This is a genomic window from Leifsonia araucanica (assembly GCF_051161895.1).
Taxonomy (GTDB): Bacteria; Actinomycetota; Actinomycetes; order Actinomycetales; family Microbacteriaceae; genus Leifsonia.
The window spans coordinates 2388020-2405467 of record NZ_JBMBTW010000002.1 but is presented as its reverse complement, the minus strand read 5'-3'; the positions used below and the strand labels follow the sequence as shown (position 1 = coordinate 2405467).

General features: G+C 70.1%; 15 protein-coding genes. 10 read left to right on the top strand and 5 right to left on the bottom strand.

Annotation, left to right across the window (positions count from 1 at the left end; all coding sequences use genetic code 11):
• The first annotated feature begins 150 nt into the window (after nucleotides 1–150).
• Genes phnC through ACN6M5_RS11500 form a run of 5 tightly spaced genes read left to right on the top strand, consistent with a single transcriptional unit; the run spans nucleotide 151 to nucleotide 5936 of the window.
• Nucleotides 151–1062 (top strand): phosphonate ABC transporter ATP-binding protein, encoded by a 912-nt coding sequence (gene phnC, locus ACN6M5_RS11520; protein WP_434949926.1) that lies wholly within the window; start codon nucleotides 151–153, stop codon nucleotides 1060–1062.
• A complete protein-coding gene (gene phnE, locus ACN6M5_RS11515) occupies nucleotides 1062–2663 on the top strand; it encodes a phosphonate ABC transporter, permease protein PhnE (protein ID WP_434949924.1) in 1602 nt (533 codons plus the stop codon). The genes phnC and phnE overlap by 1 nt, the downstream gene beginning before the upstream one ends.
• On the top strand, nucleotides 2660–3868 hold the full coding sequence (locus tag ACN6M5_RS11510) for a TIGR03364 family FAD-dependent oxidoreductase (RefSeq protein ID WP_434949922.1): 1209 nt from the start codon (nucleotides 2660–2662) through the stop codon (nucleotides 3866–3868). The genes phnE and ACN6M5_RS11510 overlap by 4 nt, the downstream gene beginning before the upstream one ends.
• Before the next feature lie 50 nt (nucleotides 3869–3918).
• Nucleotides 3919–4773, top strand: a complete 855-nt coding sequence (locus ACN6M5_RS11505) for a phosphonatase-like hydrolase (protein WP_168690419.1) — start codon at nucleotides 3919–3921, stop codon at nucleotides 4771–4773.
• An 11-nt stretch (nucleotides 4774–4784) separates the two neighbouring features.
• Nucleotides 4785–5936 carry an alcohol dehydrogenase catalytic domain-containing protein gene (locus ACN6M5_RS11500; RefSeq protein ID WP_434949920.1) on the top strand — a complete coding sequence of 384 codons (1152 nt, stop codon included), beginning with the start codon at nucleotides 4785–4787 and terminating at the stop codon, nucleotides 5934–5936.
• 71 nt (nucleotides 5937–6007) lie between these two features.
• On the opposite strand, the gene ACN6M5_RS11495 is transcribed toward ACN6M5_RS11500, so the two are convergent.
• Nucleotides 6008–8110 carry an Ig-like domain-containing protein gene (locus tag ACN6M5_RS11495; protein WP_434949918.1) on the bottom strand — a complete coding sequence of 701 codons (2103 nt, stop codon included), beginning with the start codon at nucleotides 8108–8110 and terminating at the stop codon, nucleotides 6008–6010.
• Nucleotides 8111–8379: 269 nt separating this feature from the next.
• On the opposite strand from ACN6M5_RS11495, the gene ACN6M5_RS11490 reads away from it, so the two are divergent.
• Genes ACN6M5_RS11490 through ACN6M5_RS11480 form a run of 3 tightly spaced genes read left to right on the top strand, consistent with a single transcriptional unit; the run spans nucleotide 8380 to nucleotide 11045 of the window.
• Nucleotides 8380–9537, top strand: coding sequence for a 3-oxoacyl-[acyl-carrier-protein] synthase III C-terminal domain-containing protein (locus ACN6M5_RS11490; RefSeq protein ID WP_434949916.1), 1158 nt, complete (start codon nucleotides 8380–8382; stop codon nucleotides 9535–9537).
• Between the two features lies 1 nt (nucleotide 9538).
• Nucleotides 9539–10231: an iron-containing redox enzyme family protein gene (locus ACN6M5_RS11485; protein ID WP_168690416.1), complete on the top strand. Its 693-nt coding sequence runs from the start codon at nucleotides 9539–9541 to the stop codon at nucleotides 10229–10231.
• Between the two features lies 1 nt (nucleotide 10232).
• Entirely contained in the window at nucleotides 10233–11045 is an 813-nt protein-coding gene (locus tag ACN6M5_RS11480; protein WP_434949914.1) for a DUF6999 family protein, read from the top strand.
• Nucleotides 11046–11050: 5 nt separating this feature from the next.
• On the opposite strand, the gene ACN6M5_RS11475 is transcribed toward ACN6M5_RS11480, so the two are convergent.
• Nucleotides 11051–12331 (bottom strand): cation:proton antiporter, encoded by a 1281-nt coding sequence (locus ACN6M5_RS11475; RefSeq protein WP_434949912.1) that lies wholly within the window; start codon nucleotides 12329–12331, stop codon nucleotides 11051–11053.
• Between the two features lie 76 nt (nucleotides 12332–12407).
• Here ACN6M5_RS11475 and ACN6M5_RS11470 point away from each other — a divergent pair, with 76 nt between their 5' ends.
• The gene (locus ACN6M5_RS11470; RefSeq protein WP_434949910.1) at nucleotides 12408–13019 is read left to right on the top strand and encodes a uracil-DNA glycosylase; all 612 of its coding nucleotides are present in this window, start codon (nucleotides 12408–12410) and stop codon (nucleotides 13017–13019) included.
• 58 nt (nucleotides 13020–13077) lie between these two features.
• On the top strand, nucleotides 13078–13692 hold the full coding sequence (locus ACN6M5_RS11465) for a TIGR00645 family protein (protein ID WP_434949908.1): 615 nt from the start codon (nucleotides 13078–13080) through the stop codon (nucleotides 13690–13692).
• 6 nt (nucleotides 13693–13698) lie between these two features.
• Here the strand turns inward: ACN6M5_RS11465 and arfA are convergent, their stop codons facing one another.
• The 3 genes from arfA to ACN6M5_RS11450 form a co-directional block, all read right to left on the bottom strand.
• On the bottom strand, nucleotides 13699–15204 hold the full coding sequence (gene arfA, locus ACN6M5_RS11460) for an arabinosylfuranosidase ArfA (protein ID WP_434949906.1): 1506 nt from the start codon (nucleotides 15202–15204) through the stop codon (nucleotides 13699–13701).
• A 103-nt stretch (nucleotides 15205–15307) separates the two neighbouring features.
• Complete coding sequence (locus tag ACN6M5_RS11455) at nucleotides 15308–16312, bottom strand: LacI family DNA-binding transcriptional regulator (RefSeq protein ID WP_434949904.1); 1005 nt, start codon at nucleotides 16310–16312, stop codon at nucleotides 15308–15310.
• 97 nt (nucleotides 16313–16409) lie between these two features.
• Complete coding sequence (locus ACN6M5_RS11450) at nucleotides 16410–17417, bottom strand: aldo/keto reductase (RefSeq protein WP_434949902.1); 1008 nt, start codon at nucleotides 17415–17417, stop codon at nucleotides 16410–16412.
• Nucleotides 17418–17448: the final 31 nt, after the last annotated feature.

Genomic DNA, 17448 nt, shown 5'->3' with positions numbered 1-17448 from the left:
GGCGGTCTCGCATATCCGGCCAGTGGATGCCGCTGCCGCCCCTCGACGCCGCCCGCCGTTCACCCGGCGGTAACCGGGCGTTGCGGCGTCGGACGCACCCGGCTCCTACTGTTGCCGCAGGTTTCGGATGGCAGGGACAGGTTGAGGAACATGAGCGAGGCAGCACGCATCGTCGAGGTGGCCGGGGTCACCAAGAGATTCGCGGAGACGACGGCGCTGGATGGCGTGACGATGAGCGTCGCGCGGGGCGAGGTCGTCGTACTCCTCGGCCTGTCCGGCTCCGGCAAGTCGACGCTCCTCCGCCACATCGACGGGCTGGAGCGGCCGACGAGCGGTGAGGTCAGGGTGCTCGGCCAGTCGGTGCCGCAGCTCGGCGCGCGACCGCTGCGGGCCCTGCGCAGCCGCATCGGCTTCATCTTCCAGCAGTTCGAGCTGGTCGGGCCGCTGACGGTGCTCGAGAACGTCCTCACCGGGGCGCTCGCCACCCTCCGCGGACCGCGCCTCGGCACATTCAGCTACCCCGCCGCCCTGCGCCGCAAGGCCATCGCCCACCTCGACCGCGTCGGGCTCGCCGACAAGGCGTACCAGCGCGCGGACACGCTCTCCGGCGGCCAGCAGCAGCGCGTCGCCATCGCCCGCGCGCTCATGCAGGACCCGGAGGTCCTGCTCGCCGACGAGCCGGTCGCCTCACTCGACCCCGAGTCCAGCGAGCAGGTGATGGCCCTCATCCGCGAGATCGCCGCCGACAACGGCCTCACCGTGATCTGCAGCCTGCACCAGGTCGACCTCGCCCTCAGCTGGGGCGACCGCATCGTCGGCCTCCGCCACGGCAAGGTCGTCCTCGACACCCCCACCGCAGGACTCGACAAGGCGCAGGTCATGGAGATCTACGGCAGGGTCGCCGCCACCACCCGCGAGCTCACCGTCATCGACGACGAGCTCGCCGCCGACGTGGATGCGGCTGCCGAGCTCGAACTCGCCGCCGCCGTCCGCGGCCCCGGCGCACCCGTCGCCGCAGCAGAAGCGGTACCCGCGTCCGACCTCGCCGCCCCGCGCGCCTGATGGCCACCGTCCCGCTCGCCGACGCGCGCGCATCCACTGCTGCGCTCCGCCGCCCACGGCCGCCCGCGTCCAGGGTCGCCGCCGTCGTCGTCCTGATCGCGCTGCTCGCCACCGGCATCATCGCGTTCCCCGTGCTCGGCGTCAGCTTCGACACCGTCGTTCGCAGCATCCCGAAGGCCGAGGCGTTCTTCGGCCGGATCGTTCCGCTCCGTCTTCCTGCGCCCGACGTGCTGTGGCCCGCGATCGGCCAGACGCTCGGGATGGTCGTGCTCGGCACCCTGCTCGCCGCGATCATCTCGGTGCCCGTCGCCTACCTCGCCGCCGCCAACACGAGTCCGAGCAGGGCGGCGCAGTGGGCCGGCCGGTTCATCACCGTCATGACCAGGTCCATCCCGGATGTCGTCCTCGCGATGGTCTTCGCCGTGCTGTTCACGCTCGGCACGCTTCCGGGCATCCTGGCCATCGGCATCCACTCGGTCGGCATGATCTCGAAGCTGTTCGCCGACGCCATCGAGCAGATCGACGAAGGGCCGAGGCTCGCCATCCGCGCTGCCGGCGGCAGCAAGGCGCAGGAGTTCTTCTCCGGCATCGTGCCGCAGGTCGCACCCAGCTGGGTGGCGACCGTCCTGCACCGCAACGACATCAACCTGCGCGGGTCGATCATCCTGGGCTACGTCGGCGTAGCCGGGCTCGGCTACGAGATGTGGAAGGCACTCGCCACCCTCGACTACCGCACCGCCATGGCGCTCGCGCTCGTCATGTTCGCGCTGTGCGTGCTGATGGAGGTCGTCTCCTCGACCGTCCGGCGCGGGATGCTCGGAGGCGGCGCCGCCCGCAGCCTCGGTGCCCGCCGCCTGCGGAACACAGTCACCTGGGTGCTCACCGGCGTGGTGATCGTCGGCGCCCTGCTGATCGCCCAGGTGCACTGGGGCGACTTCCTCACGTTCTGGCGCAACCTGCCGCTGATCAAGTTCTGGCCGCCGACCTTCGAGCCGTACTCGGTGGAGCAGATCGCGGTCGCCATGCGGGACACCGTGCTGATCGCGCTCGCCGCGACCGTGGTCAGTCTGCTGTTCTCGCTCGTGGTCGGCTCGCTCGCCGCGAGGAACGTCGCGCCGAACGCTGCAACGCGCAACATCTTCCGCGTGATCCTCGTCGCCGTGCGCGGCGTCCCGGAGCTGGTGCTCGCGATCGTGCTCATCATCATCACCGGGCTCGGTCCGACCGCTGCGGTGTTCGCTCTGGCGTTCGGAGGCGTCGGGCTGCTCGGCAAGCTGTTCGCCGACTCGATCGAGGAGGTGCCGGGCGGGCCTCAGCGTGCGCTCACCGCGGTCGGCGCTCGCCGCCTGCAGGTGTACACGTCGGCCACCGTTCCTCCGAGCGTTCCCGCGTTCGTCGGCCACAGCTTCTACCTGTTCGACAGCAACATCCGTGCGGCGACCGTGCTCGGCGTGGTCGGCAGCGGCGGCATCGGCTTCTACCTGAACAACGCGGCACGCGTGTCGGCCTGGAACGAGGTCTTCGCGTTCGTGCTCGTGATCATGGCGACCGTCTTCATCGTGGAGGGGATCGCGGTCTGGATGAGGAAGGCGCTGCGATGAGCGGCGCCTCGGGCAGGAAGGGCACTGGGATGGGCAGACACTACGACCTCGCCATCGTCGGCGGCGGCATCGTTGGACTCGGGCACGCGGTCGCCGCGTTGCGGCGCGGCCTCACCGTCGCCGTCGTCGACAGGGCGTCGAGCGTCGTCGGGGCGTCCGTGCGCAACTTCGGGCACCTCTGCATCACCGGGCAGGAAGGCGAGGCGCGCGCGTACGCCGAGCTGGCCAGGGAGCTCTGGCTGACGCTCGCCCCCGAGGCGGGGTTCTGGCTGCGGGAGAGCGGGACCGTCGTGGTGGCGCAGGCGCAGGACGAGCTGGCCGTGCTCGATGAGTTCCGGCAGAGGAGGGGCGGCTCCGACGTGCGGCTGCTCACGCCGGCGGAAGTGCGGGAGCGCATCCCGGTCGCGGACGGTGTGGCCATCGGAGGCGCGTGGCTGCCGCGGGACCTGCAGGTGGACCCGCGCGAGGCCGCCCCGGCGATCGTGCGCTGGCTGGATGCACACGGCGTGGACTTCTTCTGGCAGACCACCGTCCTCGGCGTGCAGACCGGGGCCGTGCACACCACGCGCGGCACGCTGTCCGCCGACGCGGTCGTCGTCGCCGTCAATCACGACGTCGACCACCTCTTCCCCGGCCTCGCCGAGGCGCACGGCATCCAACGCTGCGGACTCGACATGATGCTGGTGGATGCGGAACTCGACCGGCCGCTCAGCGCACCGCTGCTGACGGGCTGGTCCCTGGTGCGGTACGCCGGATTCGCGCACACGCCGAGCGCAGCGGCGTTGCGCGAGCGGCTGGCGGAGGAGCATCCGGAGCTGTCGGCACTCGACCTGAACCAGATGTACACGCAGCGGCCGGATGGCGGGCTGATCGTCGGCGACACGCACTACCGAGGGGCCGATGTGCCTCCGTTCCAGTCGGAGGCGGCGTACGACCTGCTGCTCGAACAGGCGCGGCTGCTGTTCGGCACCGACCGCATCCGGGTCAGGGAGCGGTGGCAGGGCGTCTATGCCTCCGCACCGGACGAGTTCCTCGTCGCCGCGCCGGCCCCCGAAGTGCGCGTGGTCTCGGTGACCACCGGCATCGGGATGACGACCGGCCTCGGCCTCGCGGAGCGGGTGGTCGACGAGCTGTTCTCCTCGGCGTCCGGTGTTCTCGCCACCGCGGGCGCAGCCGGCGCACCCGGCGCGGCGCGCGTGGGCTGAGACCCCACCTCCACCCGTTTCACCTGAACCACCACAGAAGGGCACCGACCATGAGCACTGACGACGGAATCATCACCAGCGAGTTCGACGACTTCGGCCGCGCATCCACCGGGACGGCGGTCGACGAGCACGCCGCCGACGACGCGACCGACGAGGACTGGGAGGACGACGAGGAGTTCAGCGACGACGACCTCGACGACGCCGACGACCTCGACGCAGACCTCGAACTCGTCGTGCTCGACATGGCGGGCACCACCGTCGTCGATGACGGCCTGGTCGAGCGCGCCTTCGAGCGCGCCGCCGACGCGGCGGGCATCGGCAGCACCCCGGAGGAGCGTGAGCAGGCGCTCGACTACGTGCGCGAGACGATGGGCCAGTCCAAGATCGCCGTGTTCCGCGCCCTCACCGACGACGAAGACCAGGCGCAGCACGCCAACGCCCTGTTCGAGTCCGCGTACGGCGAGCTCGCGGCGAGCGAAGGGCTGCGCGCCGTGCCTGGTGCGGAAGACCTCATCCGGCACCTGCGGCAGCTGGGCGTGAAGGTCGCGCTGACCACCGGCTTCTCCCGTCCGACCCAGGATGCCGTGCTGGACGCGCTCGGCTGGCGCGACCTCGCAGACCTCACCCTGAGCCCGGCGGAGGCCGGTCGCGGCCGTCCGTTCCCCGACCTCCCGCTGACGGCACTGCTGCGCACGGGCGGCACGAGCGTGGAGGGCATGGTCGTGGTCGGAGACACGGCGAGCGACATCGCATCCGGGATCGCCGCAGGGGCCGGCCTCGTGGTCGGCGTGCTCACCGGCGCCCACGACGAGGAGACACTGACCGAAGCGGGGGCCGACGCGGTCATCCCGAGCATCGCCGACCTCGCTGAGCTGCTCGGCCTCGACGACACCGCCGGACGATGACCGTGCGGGCGGTGACCCCGCGCGTGGTGGAACCACCAGCGCGCCTGGGGAAAGGGGTCAGCGTCTATCCGTCGGCGACGGCGATGGTGTGGCCGGGGGAGGGTCATCTGCACGAGGCGGTGGCTGTGCCGGGGGTGCGGCTGTCGCCGGGGGACGCTCTGGTCGAGATCGAGCTGGCCACGGTGTGCGGCTCGGACGTGCACACGGTCCTCGGGCACCGGTCGGCGCCGACGCCGCTCATCCTCGGGCACGAGCAGGTGGGCAGGGTGGTCGCGCTCGGCCGCGGCGGAGCGAAGACGATCGACGGTCACCGGGTGAGCCTCGGCGAGAGGATCGTCTGGTCGGTCGCGGTGCCGTGCGGACGGTGCAGCCGGTGCCGTCGCGGCCTGCCGCAGAAATGCGCGAACCTGCAGAAGTACGGTCACGAGCGCATGCGCAGGGGCTGGGAGCTGTCCGGCGGTTTCGCCACACACGGCCACATCCTCGACGGCACCCCGATGGTCGCGGTCCCCGAGGACGTGCCCGCCGAGGTGCTGGCGCCGGCATCGTGCGCCACCGCGACGGTCGCGGCTGCGCTGGAGGCCGCAGCCGGGATCACGCCGCTGGAGGGCGCGCTCGTGCTCGTCGCCGGGGCGGGCATGCTCGGCCTCACGGCGACCGCGATGGCCTCCGACGCCGGCGCGCGCGTCGTGGTCAGCGACCCGATCGCCGAACGCCGGGATGCTGCGCTCGCGTTCGGCGCGGCGGCCGTCACCGACCCCCGGGTCGCCATCGACGCTCCCGGCGGACTCAATGCCGCTCTCGCCGCAGCGGGCGGCCGCGGTGCTGCGCCGACGATCGCGCTGGAACTCTCCGGCGCACCGGCGGCCGTGCGCTCGCTGTTCCACGCCGTGGACGTCGGCGGCGTGCTCGTGCTGGTCGGCTCGGTCTCCCCCGGGCCCGACCTCGCCATCGACCCCGAGCAGCTGGTCCGCCGCCTGCTCACCATCCGCGGCGTCCACAACTACGCCCCTCGCCACCTGGCCGAGGCTGTTCGGTATCTCGCCGGCGCGTGGCAGCGCTACCCGTTCGCGGCGCAGGTGGGAGAGACCTTCCGGCTGGCCGATGTGGATGCGGCGCTCGCCGCGGCGGGACAGCACCCGCGGGTGGGGCTCCGGCCGTAGAGACCAGCCAGGCGTGACCCGCCCGCGATGAGCGGGTCACGCCTGGTGTCCCTGCGTCGTGCAGACGGTCGTTACGAAACCGTGTACGAGATGGGAGCGGTGTGGGTCTCGACCCGGTCGATGATCTGGACGACGGAGCCGACGTAGCCGCCGGTGCTCAGCTCGAACAGCGCATCGGCCGACCAGGTGCCGTCAGCGCCGACCGTCGTTGTCGCGACCGTGCGGCCGGAGGACCCGCGGACCAGCACCGTGGCACCGGCCTCTCCCGTGCCCCGGAACGTCGGAATCGGACCGGACACGGTGCCGCCGGCGACCGGGCTCGTCATCGTGAGGCCGTACGCGATGCGGTAGCTGATCGGGTTGACCGTGAGCGCGCCGCCGATCGAGTGGTGGACGGAGCCGAGGTACTGGCCGGAGGCGAGCTCGACGGTCGACTGTGCCAACCAGTTTCCGCTCGCATCCACGACCGCGCTGGCGATCACGCGACCGCTGTTGCCGCGCACCTCGACGGTGGCGCCGGGGGTGCCGGTGCCGCGGAAGATGGGCATGGTGCTGGCGAGCGTGCCATCGACCGCCGGGCTGGTGACCGCGAATGGCATGGCCGGAACATCCGGCGTGAGCGCGACGGAGTAGCGGAGCGGAGCGGTCGACGAGGATTCGCCGAAGGTGTGCTCGACCACGCCGACATAGCTGCCGGTTCCGAGATCGAGGGTCGACGTCGCCGACCAGGCGCCGGTGGCGTCGACCGTGGCGATCGCGAGGACCTTGCCGCTGCTTCCGCGGACGACGACACTCGCCCCCGGGTGCCCCGTGCCGGAGAACACCGGTCGCGCGACCGTGACGGTCTCGCCGTCGGCAGGGGAGGCGAGGCTGACGGCGGCGACCGGCTTGACGGTGCTGACGCTGTACGCCACCGACGCCGAGCTGACGTCGGATCCCGCGGTCTGCGTCACGGTGGCGGAGTAATCGCCGTCAGCGTGGTCGTTCGCAGCTTCGACCGACCACTGGCCGTCAGCATCCACCAGTGCGCTGCCGTGCAGCGTGCCGTCCTCGGCCTTCACCTCGACGGTGGCGCCGGGGTGTCCCGTGCCGGAGAAGACCGGCTTCGGGGTCGAGACGACCTCGCTGCCTGCCGGCGTCGCGACCGTCACCGGGGTGACGGGCTCCGGTTGCGCGAACGTGGTCGGCATCTTCCAGAACACGCTGCCGACCTGGGTGCTCTCGCTCGGCACGGCCGGGTCGTACGAGACGCCGGTGCAGTCCTGCGGGGCGGTGGCCTTCGAGCTGGAGGCCTGCGGCCAGATCACCAGCTTGTAGTAGCCCGGAGCGTCGAGAGAGAAGCGGCCTTCGTTGACGAGCACAGCGCCCTTGACGCCGGACGGGTGGTTCGCGATGCTCATCAGCTGCGGGATCGGAGTGATCGACGCCGGGGTCCCGTCGTCGCCGCGGACGAACTGGTAGTAGAGGGAGTCCGTCACGTCACAGCCGTTGGTGGCGGAGCGACCGGAATTGATCGCATCGACGTGGAACTTCACGCCGAGCAGGGACTCGGAGCTGTCGGCGGCGACGACGTTGCCCCAGCCGGTCTCCGAGTTCGGGCCGTAGTAGCCGGGGAGGGGCGAGGTGGTCGTGCCCCACGCCTGGATCGGCACCGGACGACCGGTGGATGTGTTCCTGCTGACGTTCTCTACGGCGTGCCGCGTGGTGGTGGTTCCGTCCGCCATCGTGATGCGGATGCCGACCTGGTACGTGGTCGACTGCGCGACCGTCGACACGATTGAGTCGCCGCGGGCGCTGATGGAGAGCACGTCTTCATCGCCGTCCTGGACGGTCTGCACGATCGAGTACACGCTGGCAACGGAGGCCTGAATGGAGGCGACCTTGGTCAGAGCGGTCCACGTGGTCGGCGCGCTGTGAGTGCGGTTCCACTCGATCTTCGACGGGACCGTGCCGGCCTTCACCCGCACGGTGAAGTCGCCGCGCCACTCGTCGTGGCTGGCGACGGTCCGCTCCGACCATCCGAGCATGGTGGTCGGCGCCGAACCCGTCTCCGGGACCGTCGTCGCGCTCGCTGGCGCGGCGAGCCCGACGGACCCGACGGTCAATGCGCCGAACGCTGCGAGAGCGCAGAGCCTCGTGGCTGCTGCGCGTGAATGTGATCTCTTGATTCGCATGGGGGATGCGATTCCTTTCTCTGTTCTCACTGGACACGTCGTGTGACGTGCCACGGAGGGCCAGCCCTAGGGCGCCAGCTTCACACCTGTGGGGCTACCGGGATTTATATTCAAAAGGAAATATCCGATATACGTTCGACGACGCGTGTGCGCCGGAGTGGCCGTCGACGACTGAAAGGGGGGTAGCCTCGATCGTCGCGTGGCCGAAAACTGGTGTCAGGTATGTTTGCGTGACCGAAAGGACGCCCTCCGATGACACGAATCGCGCCATGACGGCGAGCGCATACCTGACCGGCTTCGGCAGCTACCTCCCCGGGGAGCCCGTCGACAACGACGGCATCGCTGCGAGGCTCGGCGGCGACGACCCGGTCACCGAGCGCATCCGCCGTCGGGTGCTGGCCGCGAACGGCATCCGGAAGCGGCACTACGCGCTCGACGAGCACGGCGAGCCGACAGAGCTCAACGAAGAGCTCGCCGTCAAGGCGCTGCAGGCTGCCCTGGACGACCGCGGGATCGCCGCCTCCGACCTCCGGATGCTCGCGACGGCGACAACGATGGGCGACGTACTCGTGCCCGGCTTCGCGTCGATGGTGCACGGCAGGCTCGGCGGGGGACCCATGCAGGTGCTGTCCGCCTCCGGCGTCTGCGCGTCGAGCCTCGCCGCCCTGGATGCTGCGGCGAGCAAGATCCGGCTGGGCGACCATCCACGGGCCGCCGTCGTCGGTTCGGAGCTGCCGAGTCGCAGCCTCCGGCAGCGCCGGTTCGACGGCAAGCGCGCAGGGCTCGACTCGCACTTCCTGCGCTGGATGCTCTCCGACGGCGCCGGGGCGGTGGTGCTGGAGTTCCAGCCGCACCCGAGCAGGCCGTCGCTGCGGCTCGACTGGGTGCGGCAGGTGTCGCTCGCCCACGAGCATCCGGTGTGCATGCGGGCGGGGATGGACGGCACGGAGGCGAGCGTCGGGAGCACCTGGCAGGACGTCAGCGTCCCCGAGGCGGATGCGGCGGGGATGTTCCTGCTGCGGCAGGACGTGAGCGTGCTCGACGAGCTGGCGGAGGCCGGGCTGAAGCAGTTCGAGGAGCTGGTCGATATCGGCCTGGTGGATGTGAAGCACCTCGATCACGTGATCTGCCACTACAGCACCAACGCGTTCAGGGACCTCGCCTTCGACTCCCTGCGCCGCCGCCTGCCCACCCTGGACACCGACCGATGGTTCTCCAACCTGGAGACCCGCGGCAACACCGGCTCCGCCAGCATCTTCATCGCGCTGGAGGAGGCGTGGAGCACCGGACGGTTCGCCGTCGGGGACACCGTGCTTCTCGCCGTGCCGGAGTCCGGCCGGTTCTCTTTCGCCTTCGCCCACCTCACCGTCGTGGGGCCGGGAGCCCCGCAGAACACCAGCACGCAGAACACCACCAAGGAGCAGTGACATGACGACAGCCACAGCCACGCCAGACGCGACCGCCGTCGCCGAATCCCTCTTCACCCGACTGACCGAGGTGTGGGCCGACCTGGAGGAGCGGCTGGACCGGGTCCCCATCCTGAGCAGGCTCGCCGAGGGCACGGTCACCATCGACGACTACAGCAGGCTGCTCTTCAACCTCCGGCAGCAGGTGGTCGACGGGTCGCCGTGGATCTCCCGCGCGGCATCCAGCTTCGACGTCGACCACTTCACCCTGCGGTCGGCGGCGATCCGCCACGCGGAGGAGGAGCACCGCGACTACCTCATGCTGGAACGCGACTACGTGGCGATCGGCGGATCGCTGGACGAGCTGCGCGCCGGCAGGAAGAACCTCGGCTCCGAGGCGCTGTCCGGCTACATGTTCCACTACGCCGACCGACCGAACCCGGTGGGCCTGCTCGGTGCGATGTTCATCATCGAGGGGCTCGGCGCGAAGCGGGCGGCCGGCTGGGCTGCGCGGTTCCAGGAGGTGCTCGGCCTGGCAGACAATCAGGTGCACTTCATGCGCTACCACCAGGATGCGGACGCCGAGCACACCGGGGCGCTGGAGGCGATCCTGACCTCCGGCATCATCGACGACGCTGCGGCGGACGACATCGTGCGCTGCGCGCAGGTGGTCGCCAGGCTGTACGTGCTGCAGCTCGAGGAACTGGATCAGTGACATGCCGGAGGTAGGGCTGTCCGACCCGAGCATGTGGGATGCGATCTCCGCTGACCCGTCCATCCCGCTCGACCGCGCGCTGGTGCGGAAGATCCTGGACGATCAGCGACGGCTGTCCCGGCGCTGGCTCTACCCGGTCGCCCGGGTGCTGTCCCGGGTGATCGTCGCCCTGGTCTCGGTCGTCAAGCGGGTGCTGCCGTTCCGCTGGATGTCGCTCGGCACGATGGATGTGCTCTGCGTCTGGTTCCTGCGCCGGTTCGTCCATCCGGATGCGGTGGAGCTGCTGATCCGGCACTTCGTGGTCGAGACGAACCTCGTGAACTTCCTCATCCGCAACACGCCCGCCGCGATGGATCCGGTGACCCTGCGGCCGGTGACGCTCGCCGGGCTCGGCGACCACGCCGTCGTCGAGCACGACGTGAACGTCTACGACGTGTTCATCGCGCTGGACGGCGTTCCGGTCACCCGGCGCGAACCCCTCGACCTGCAACAGCTGGACATCCCGGCCATCGACCCGGAGCGCGGCCGCCGCCGGCTGCTGCGGCTGGACATCCAGACCGCCCTCTGCTTCATGAACATCCCGTTCTCGATGGCGCTCACCCTGGAGGAGTACCGCAGGGCGATCCACTCCATCCGGTTCGACGACTCGCTCCTTGAACTGCTCGCGGTGGTCTGCGGCGACGACACGTTCCGGCACTGGAAGACGGGCGCGCTCAGCCTGCGCATGGACTCCAACGTGGATGTGCCGCAGGCCGTCTACCTGCACGCCCTCGTCTGCGAGTACGCCCACGCCCGCCTGGTGGAGCTCGCCTGACGGGATCAGACCCGGCTGGGCAGCCGCTTCACGATGTACGGCGCGACCAGGCCGTGCAGGATGATGCTCGAGACCACCGTCAGCACCGCGACATCCCAGACGTCGTCTCCGGCGCCGGTGGGCAGCTTGTTGAACGCCAGCAGGCCGAAGACGATGGATGCGGCTCCGCGCGGCCCGACGAGCCCCACGATCGTGCGGTCGCGCCACGAGATGGATGAGCCGAGCGTGGCCAGGTAGACCGGCACGGCGCGGAACACGGTGAGCGCGAGCAGCGCGACCAGCAGGAGCATCCAGTCGACGCCTCTGACGATCATGTCGGTGGTCATGGCGCCGAGGACGAACCAGACGAAGTTGGTCGCGAGGACGCCGACCTCCTCCACCAGCACGAGTTCGTCGTGCGCGATCGACAGCTGCTCGGTCTTGCGTGTGCGGGTGAAGCGGAACATCACCCCGGCGACGAAGGCGGCGACGAAACCGTTGGCGCCGACGCCGTGGATCGTCGCGATCCCATAGGTAAGGAGCGGGGTGACCAGCATGACGATGCGCACGCCGGTCGGGTTGGCGAAGCCGCGGCCGGACGCCCAGCGGGTGAGCAGACCGATCGCGCCGCCGAGCAGCACGCCGACGAGGATGGCGACGATGGTCGCCGGCACGGCGCCGAAGAACGCGTTGATGAAGTCCTCGACGTTCTTCTCCAGCTCGGTCTCGGTGCTGTGCGACGGCTCCGTGCCGCTGTCCGCGACCTTGATCAGTGTCGGCAGGACCACCGCGATAGCCAGCGACATACCGAAGATCGGCGAGATGAGGCCGTCGTTGTACCCGCTCTCCACGTTGAGGATCTGGCGCACCCTGGCCGGGATCCTCGGAGAGCGGAGCAGCGCCGTCGCCGGCGCGAAGTCGGTCGGCATCACGACGCAGGCGATGACGATGAGCACGAACAGGTTCACGCCGGGCAGCAGCCAGAGCCCGCTGACGACCACGAGCGCGAGCGAGAGCGGGAGCGCGATCAGCACCAGCCGCGCGATCATCTTGCCCTCGCCGCCGAAGACGCCGCCCTTCACCTCGCAGGCATCGACGAACAGCAGCACGGCCAGGATCAGCTCCACCACGTGCTCGGCCACATCGCTGTCGACGGCTTCGACGAACGCCGGGATGTCGATGAGCACCACCAGCGAACCGATCAGGGCCAGCGCCAGCGGCCCGGCGATCCCGCTGCGCTCGAACCGATGAGCGACCAGTGACCACAGCACGATCGCGGCGAACCCCACGAGGATGATGGTCGGCATCCGGGACCCTTCGCTCCGACTCTCGGCCCCGCGGCGCGAGGTGGGACAATTCTGCCCTGTCTGCGACCATGAAGGGATGCTCGACACCTTCTTTCGCCTGCTCGGCGCTGTGCCGGCGCCGCCGGACGCCGAGTACCTCTACGGCGACGACGAGCTCGGCCGGATGCGCGAGCGCAACCTCCGCCGCTACCTCGCCGCCGTGCACGGGACCACCGTGCTGCTCCTCGCCGAGGCGCCGGGCTGGCGCGGCATGACGGTCACCGGCGTCCCGTTCGTCTCCGCGCGCGAGGCCGGAGAGGGCGGGCCCGCCGCGCGCGCCGTTCCCGGGCTGGAGCTGCCCGAGCATCCACAGGCCCTGTGGGAGGCGTCGAGCAGGGTGGTCTGGGCGGCACTCGCGGACTGGCACGGGCCGCTGCCGCTCACCTGGCCGATCTACCCGCACCACCCGTTCGTCGCCGGCGACCCGCGCACCAACCGCACTCCGCGGCCCGCCGAGGTGCGCGACGGAACACCCGTCGCCCTCGAACTGGCCAGGGCGTTCGGCATCCAGACCATCGTCGCCGTCGGCAGGAAGGCGCAGGGCGCGCTCGCAGCGGAGGGGGTGGATGCGCCCGCCGTGCGCCACCCGGCCCAGGGCGGCGCGCGGGCGTTCACCGAGCAGGTGCTGGCATTGAATGCCCGATCCTGAGCGTTCTCACATAAATGCCCGTTTAGGCTTTCCCTCCCGAATACGTGAGGAAGCCCCCGTGTCAGAGACTGCCCCACCCGTCGTCGCCCCCACCCAGGCAGAGCAGCCGTCGCCGCGCCGTCCGAACGCTCCGCAGCGCGGGATCAGCTCGCTGATCTTCGCCAGCCGGTGGCTGCAGGCCCCGCTCTATCTCGGCCTGATCGTCGCTCAGCTGATCTACGTCTACGTCTTCATGGTGGAGCTGTGGCACATCGCCGAGGACGTCATCGCCGACCCGTCGCACATCAAGGAAGCGGACATCATGCTCGCCGTCCTCGGGCTGATCGACGTGGTGATGATCGCGAACCTGCTCATCATGGTGATCATCGGCGGTTACGAGACGTTCGTCTCACGCGTGAACGTGGAGGGACACCCCGATCAGCCCGAGTGGCTGTCGCACGTCAACGCCAACGTGCTCAAGGTGAAGCTGGCGATGGCGATCATCGGCATCTCCTCCATCCACCTGCTGAAGACGTTCATCGCCGTCGCCGATATCGGAGCAGCCAACGGCGGCGTCCTCGGCAGCGAGAAGTACACCAGCGAGGGCGTCTTCTGGCAGGTGGTCATCCACTGCGTCTTCATCCTGTCTGCCGTGGCGCTGGCCTGGATCGACAAGCTGTCGAAGACGAAGTGAGCGGCGTCAGCCGAACGACACGGCTGTCCACGACACGGGCGGCAGCACGACCGTGAGGCGGCCGTCCTCGATCGCCGCCGACGTGTTCGGCGTGAGGCCGACGCGCGTCTGGTTCTCGAGGGTGTTCTTCGCGTAGACGTCGTCGTCGGCCAGCGTGACCGCTTCGTCGATCCGGGATGCGCCGAGGTCGCGCACGTCGATGGTGACGGTCCGGGATGCGGTCTGGTCGCGGTTCACGAGGAACACCGCGCCGGTCGCGGTCTCGTCGTCGAACGTGGCGACGGCATCCACCACCGCTGCATCGCCGTGGACGGCGGTGGCGTAGGTCGGCGAGTCGATGACCGGGCGCAGCACCGTGCCGCGCGCCAGCCTGCTGGTGACCGAGAACGGGAAGAACGTGGTCTGGCGCCAGGCGTCCCCGCCCGGCTCGGTCATGATCGGGGCGATCACGTTAACCAGCTGGGCGAGGGAGGCGGAGGTCACCCTGTCGCTGTTCTTGAGGAGGGTGATCAGCAGGTTGCCGAGCACGACCGCGTCCGCGACGGAATAGACGTCTTCGAGCTGGCGCGGGGCGATGCGCCACTCGTCGTTGATCTCGTCGGAGGCCTGGTGCTCGTCGAGGTACCAGATGTTCCACTCGTCGAACGAGATGTTGATCTTCTTCGTGCTCTTCTTGCGGTATCCGACGTGGTCGGCGGTCGCGACGACCGTGTCGATGAAGTACTGCATGTCCACCGACGAGGCGAGGAACGACCCGAGGTCACCTCCGCGCTCCTGGTAGTAGGCGTGCGCGGAGATGTAGTCGACGTGGTCGTACGCGTGCTCCAGGACGACGCGCTCCCACTCGCCGAAGGTGGGCATCCCGGAGCCGGAGGAGCCGCAGGCGACCAGTTCGAGGTCTTTGTCCGCCATCTTCATCGCCGCGGCGGTCCTGGCGGCGAGCTTGCCGTAGTCGTCGGCCGTGAGGTAGCCGGTCTGCCACTGGCCGTCCATCTCGTTGCCGAGGCACCACATCCGGATGTTGTGCGGTTCGGGCGTTCCGTTGGCGATGCGCTGGTCGCTGAGCGCCGTGCCGGACGGGTGGTTGGCGTATTCGAGCAGGTCGAGCGCCGACTCGATGCCGCGGGTACCGAGGTTGACGGCGAGCATCAGCTCGGAGTTCGTCAGTTTGAGCCAGCGGGAGAACTCGTCGAGTCCCACCTGGTTGGTCTCCAGCGAGTGCCAGGCGAGGTCGCGGCGCACCGGGCGGCTCTCGCGCGGGCCGACGGAGTCCTCCCAGCGGAAGCCGGAGACGAAGTTGCCTCCTGGGTAGCGGACGGTGCTGGTGCCGAGCTCCTTGACGAGGTCGACCACATCCCGCCGGAAGCCGTCGGCGTCGGCGGTCGGGTGGCCGGGCTCGTACAGGCCGTCGTACACGCACCGGCCGAGGTGTTCGACGAAGGCGCCGAAGGTGCGGCGGCGCACGGGGCCGACGGTGTTCGCGCGGTCGAGGATGATCGTGGAGTCAGACATTCGTTGGCTTCCTTCGTCGTAGTACAACGTTTACCTATAACGTTGTAGGAGGACTATCCGACATTCGGGGGCGCCCTGTCAACCCCGGCTCGGAGACGCGCGGTCAGCGGGCGGTCGACTCGCGGGCGACCAGCCGGAACGGCGCCTCGTGCTCCTGGAACGGAGTGGTGTCGCCGCCGATCCGCGCCAGCAGCAGGCGCACGGCCGTCTCCGCGATGTCGTCGCGGCCGGGCTCGATCGACGACAGGGTCGGGATGGAGTACCTCGTCTCGTCGAGGTCGTCGAAGCCGATCACCGCCACGTCGTCCGGGATGCGGAACCCGCGGTCCTCGATGGCGCGCATCGCGCCGAACGCCAGCGAGTCATTGAAGGCCACGACGCCGTCCACGTCGAAGCCGGTCTCGAGGAACGTCCGCACGGCGCGCGCGCCGTCGACCCTGCGCCACTCCCCGGCCTCGAGCACCAGCTCGTCGCGGTACTCCACCCCGGCCGCCTCCAGCGCCTCCCGGTACCCGGCCAGCCGCAACCCGGCCGAACCCACGACCTCCCCGGGATGCGCGCCCAGCGCGACGATCCGGCGACGCCCGAGCGACAGCAGGTGCTCCGTGGCCGCCCGGGATGCCGCGACGTTCATCATCGTGACGTGGTCGGCTGGACCGTGGAAGATTCGCTCGCCCAGCAGCACGATCGGGGTTGGCACGTCGACGAGGGCGGCGTCCTCCTGGCCGAGGCCGGCGACGCTGAACAGGATGCCGTCCGCCATCCGCATCTGCGGGCCGCGCAAGATCGCGAGCTCCCTGTCGCGGTCGCCCCCGCTCTGCTGGATGAACACCGCGACCTCGTGTTTGGCGGCTTCGCGCATCACGGAGTCGGCGAGCTCGGCGAAGTACGGGTTCTTGAGGTCGGGGATCACGAGGCTGATCACGCCCGTGCGCCCGGAGCGCAGGCCGCGCGCCGACAGGTTGGGCTGGTAGCCGAGCTCGGCGATGGCGGCGTCGACGGCCGCCCGCGTTGCGTCGCTGATGTACGCGTAGCCGTTGATCACGTTCGAGACGGTCTTGATGGACACGCCGGCCGCCGCAGCCACCTCGCGGAGCGTCACGGCCACAGTCGAATCCTTCCCGAGCCACCCCGGAGCGGTCCCCTGGAATGCTACAACGGCGCGGGCGCGACGGAGGGGCGGCAGAGGGCGGCGGGGAGCGCGATCAGTGGATGCGCGCCGGATCGGCCGCGAGGCCGCTCGCGTCCAGCTCCTCCCAGAGCGCATCCGGGATGGTCGCCGCGTACCGCTCCGCCGTGCTCCGCACGTGGGACGCGGTGCGCATCCCGGTCACCACGGAGACGACGGCCGGGTGCCGCAGGGGATACTGGACGGCCGCCTCCGGCAGGCTCACGCCGTGCCGCGCGCACACCTCCGCCAGCGCCTCCGCGCGTTCGACGACGGCCGCCGGGGCCGTTCCGTAGTCGAAGTGCGCGGCCCTGTCGACGGTCGGGCTGCTCAGCAGGCCGGAGTTGTAGACCGCCGCAGCGACCACGGACACCCTGCGGCGCAGCGCCGCGGGAAGGAGGTCGGTCAGCGCAGACTGGTCGAGGAGGGTGAACCTGCCGGCGACCATCACCACATCCACGTCGGTCTGCTCGACGAACGCCGTCAGCATCGCCGACTGGTTCATCCCGGCCCCGATGGCGCGCACGACGCCCTGGTCGCGGAGTTCGACGAGTGCCCCGATGCCGGTGGTCGACGCCTCCGGCCAGTGGTCGTCCGGGTCGTGCAGGTACGCAATGTCGAGGTGGTCCGTTCCGAGGCGTTCGAGCGACGACTCGACCGAGCGGAGGATGCCGTCTCTGCTGAAGTCCCAGACGCGCCTGCGGTCGGCGGGCACGACGAACCCGTCGTCGTCGAGCCGGTCGGCGGTCTCCGGGCTGTCGACGAGCAGCCTGCCCACCTTCGACGAGAGCACGAGCTCGTCACGGCTCGCGTCGTTCGCGCGCAGCGCGGCACCGAGCCGCCGCTCCGACAGCCCGAGCCCGTAGTGCGGGGCCGTGTCGAAGTACCGGATGCCGGCGCCGAGCGCTGTGGCGACCGCACTCTCGGTCTCCTCGTCCGTGGTCTCGCGGAAGAGGTTGCCGAACTGGGCGGCGCCGAGGCCGAGTTCCGTCACCGCTGCTCCCGTGCGCAGGGTGCGCGCCGGGATGCTCGTTCGTGGATTCATCGCTTCTCCATGACCGTGATGATAACTCAGC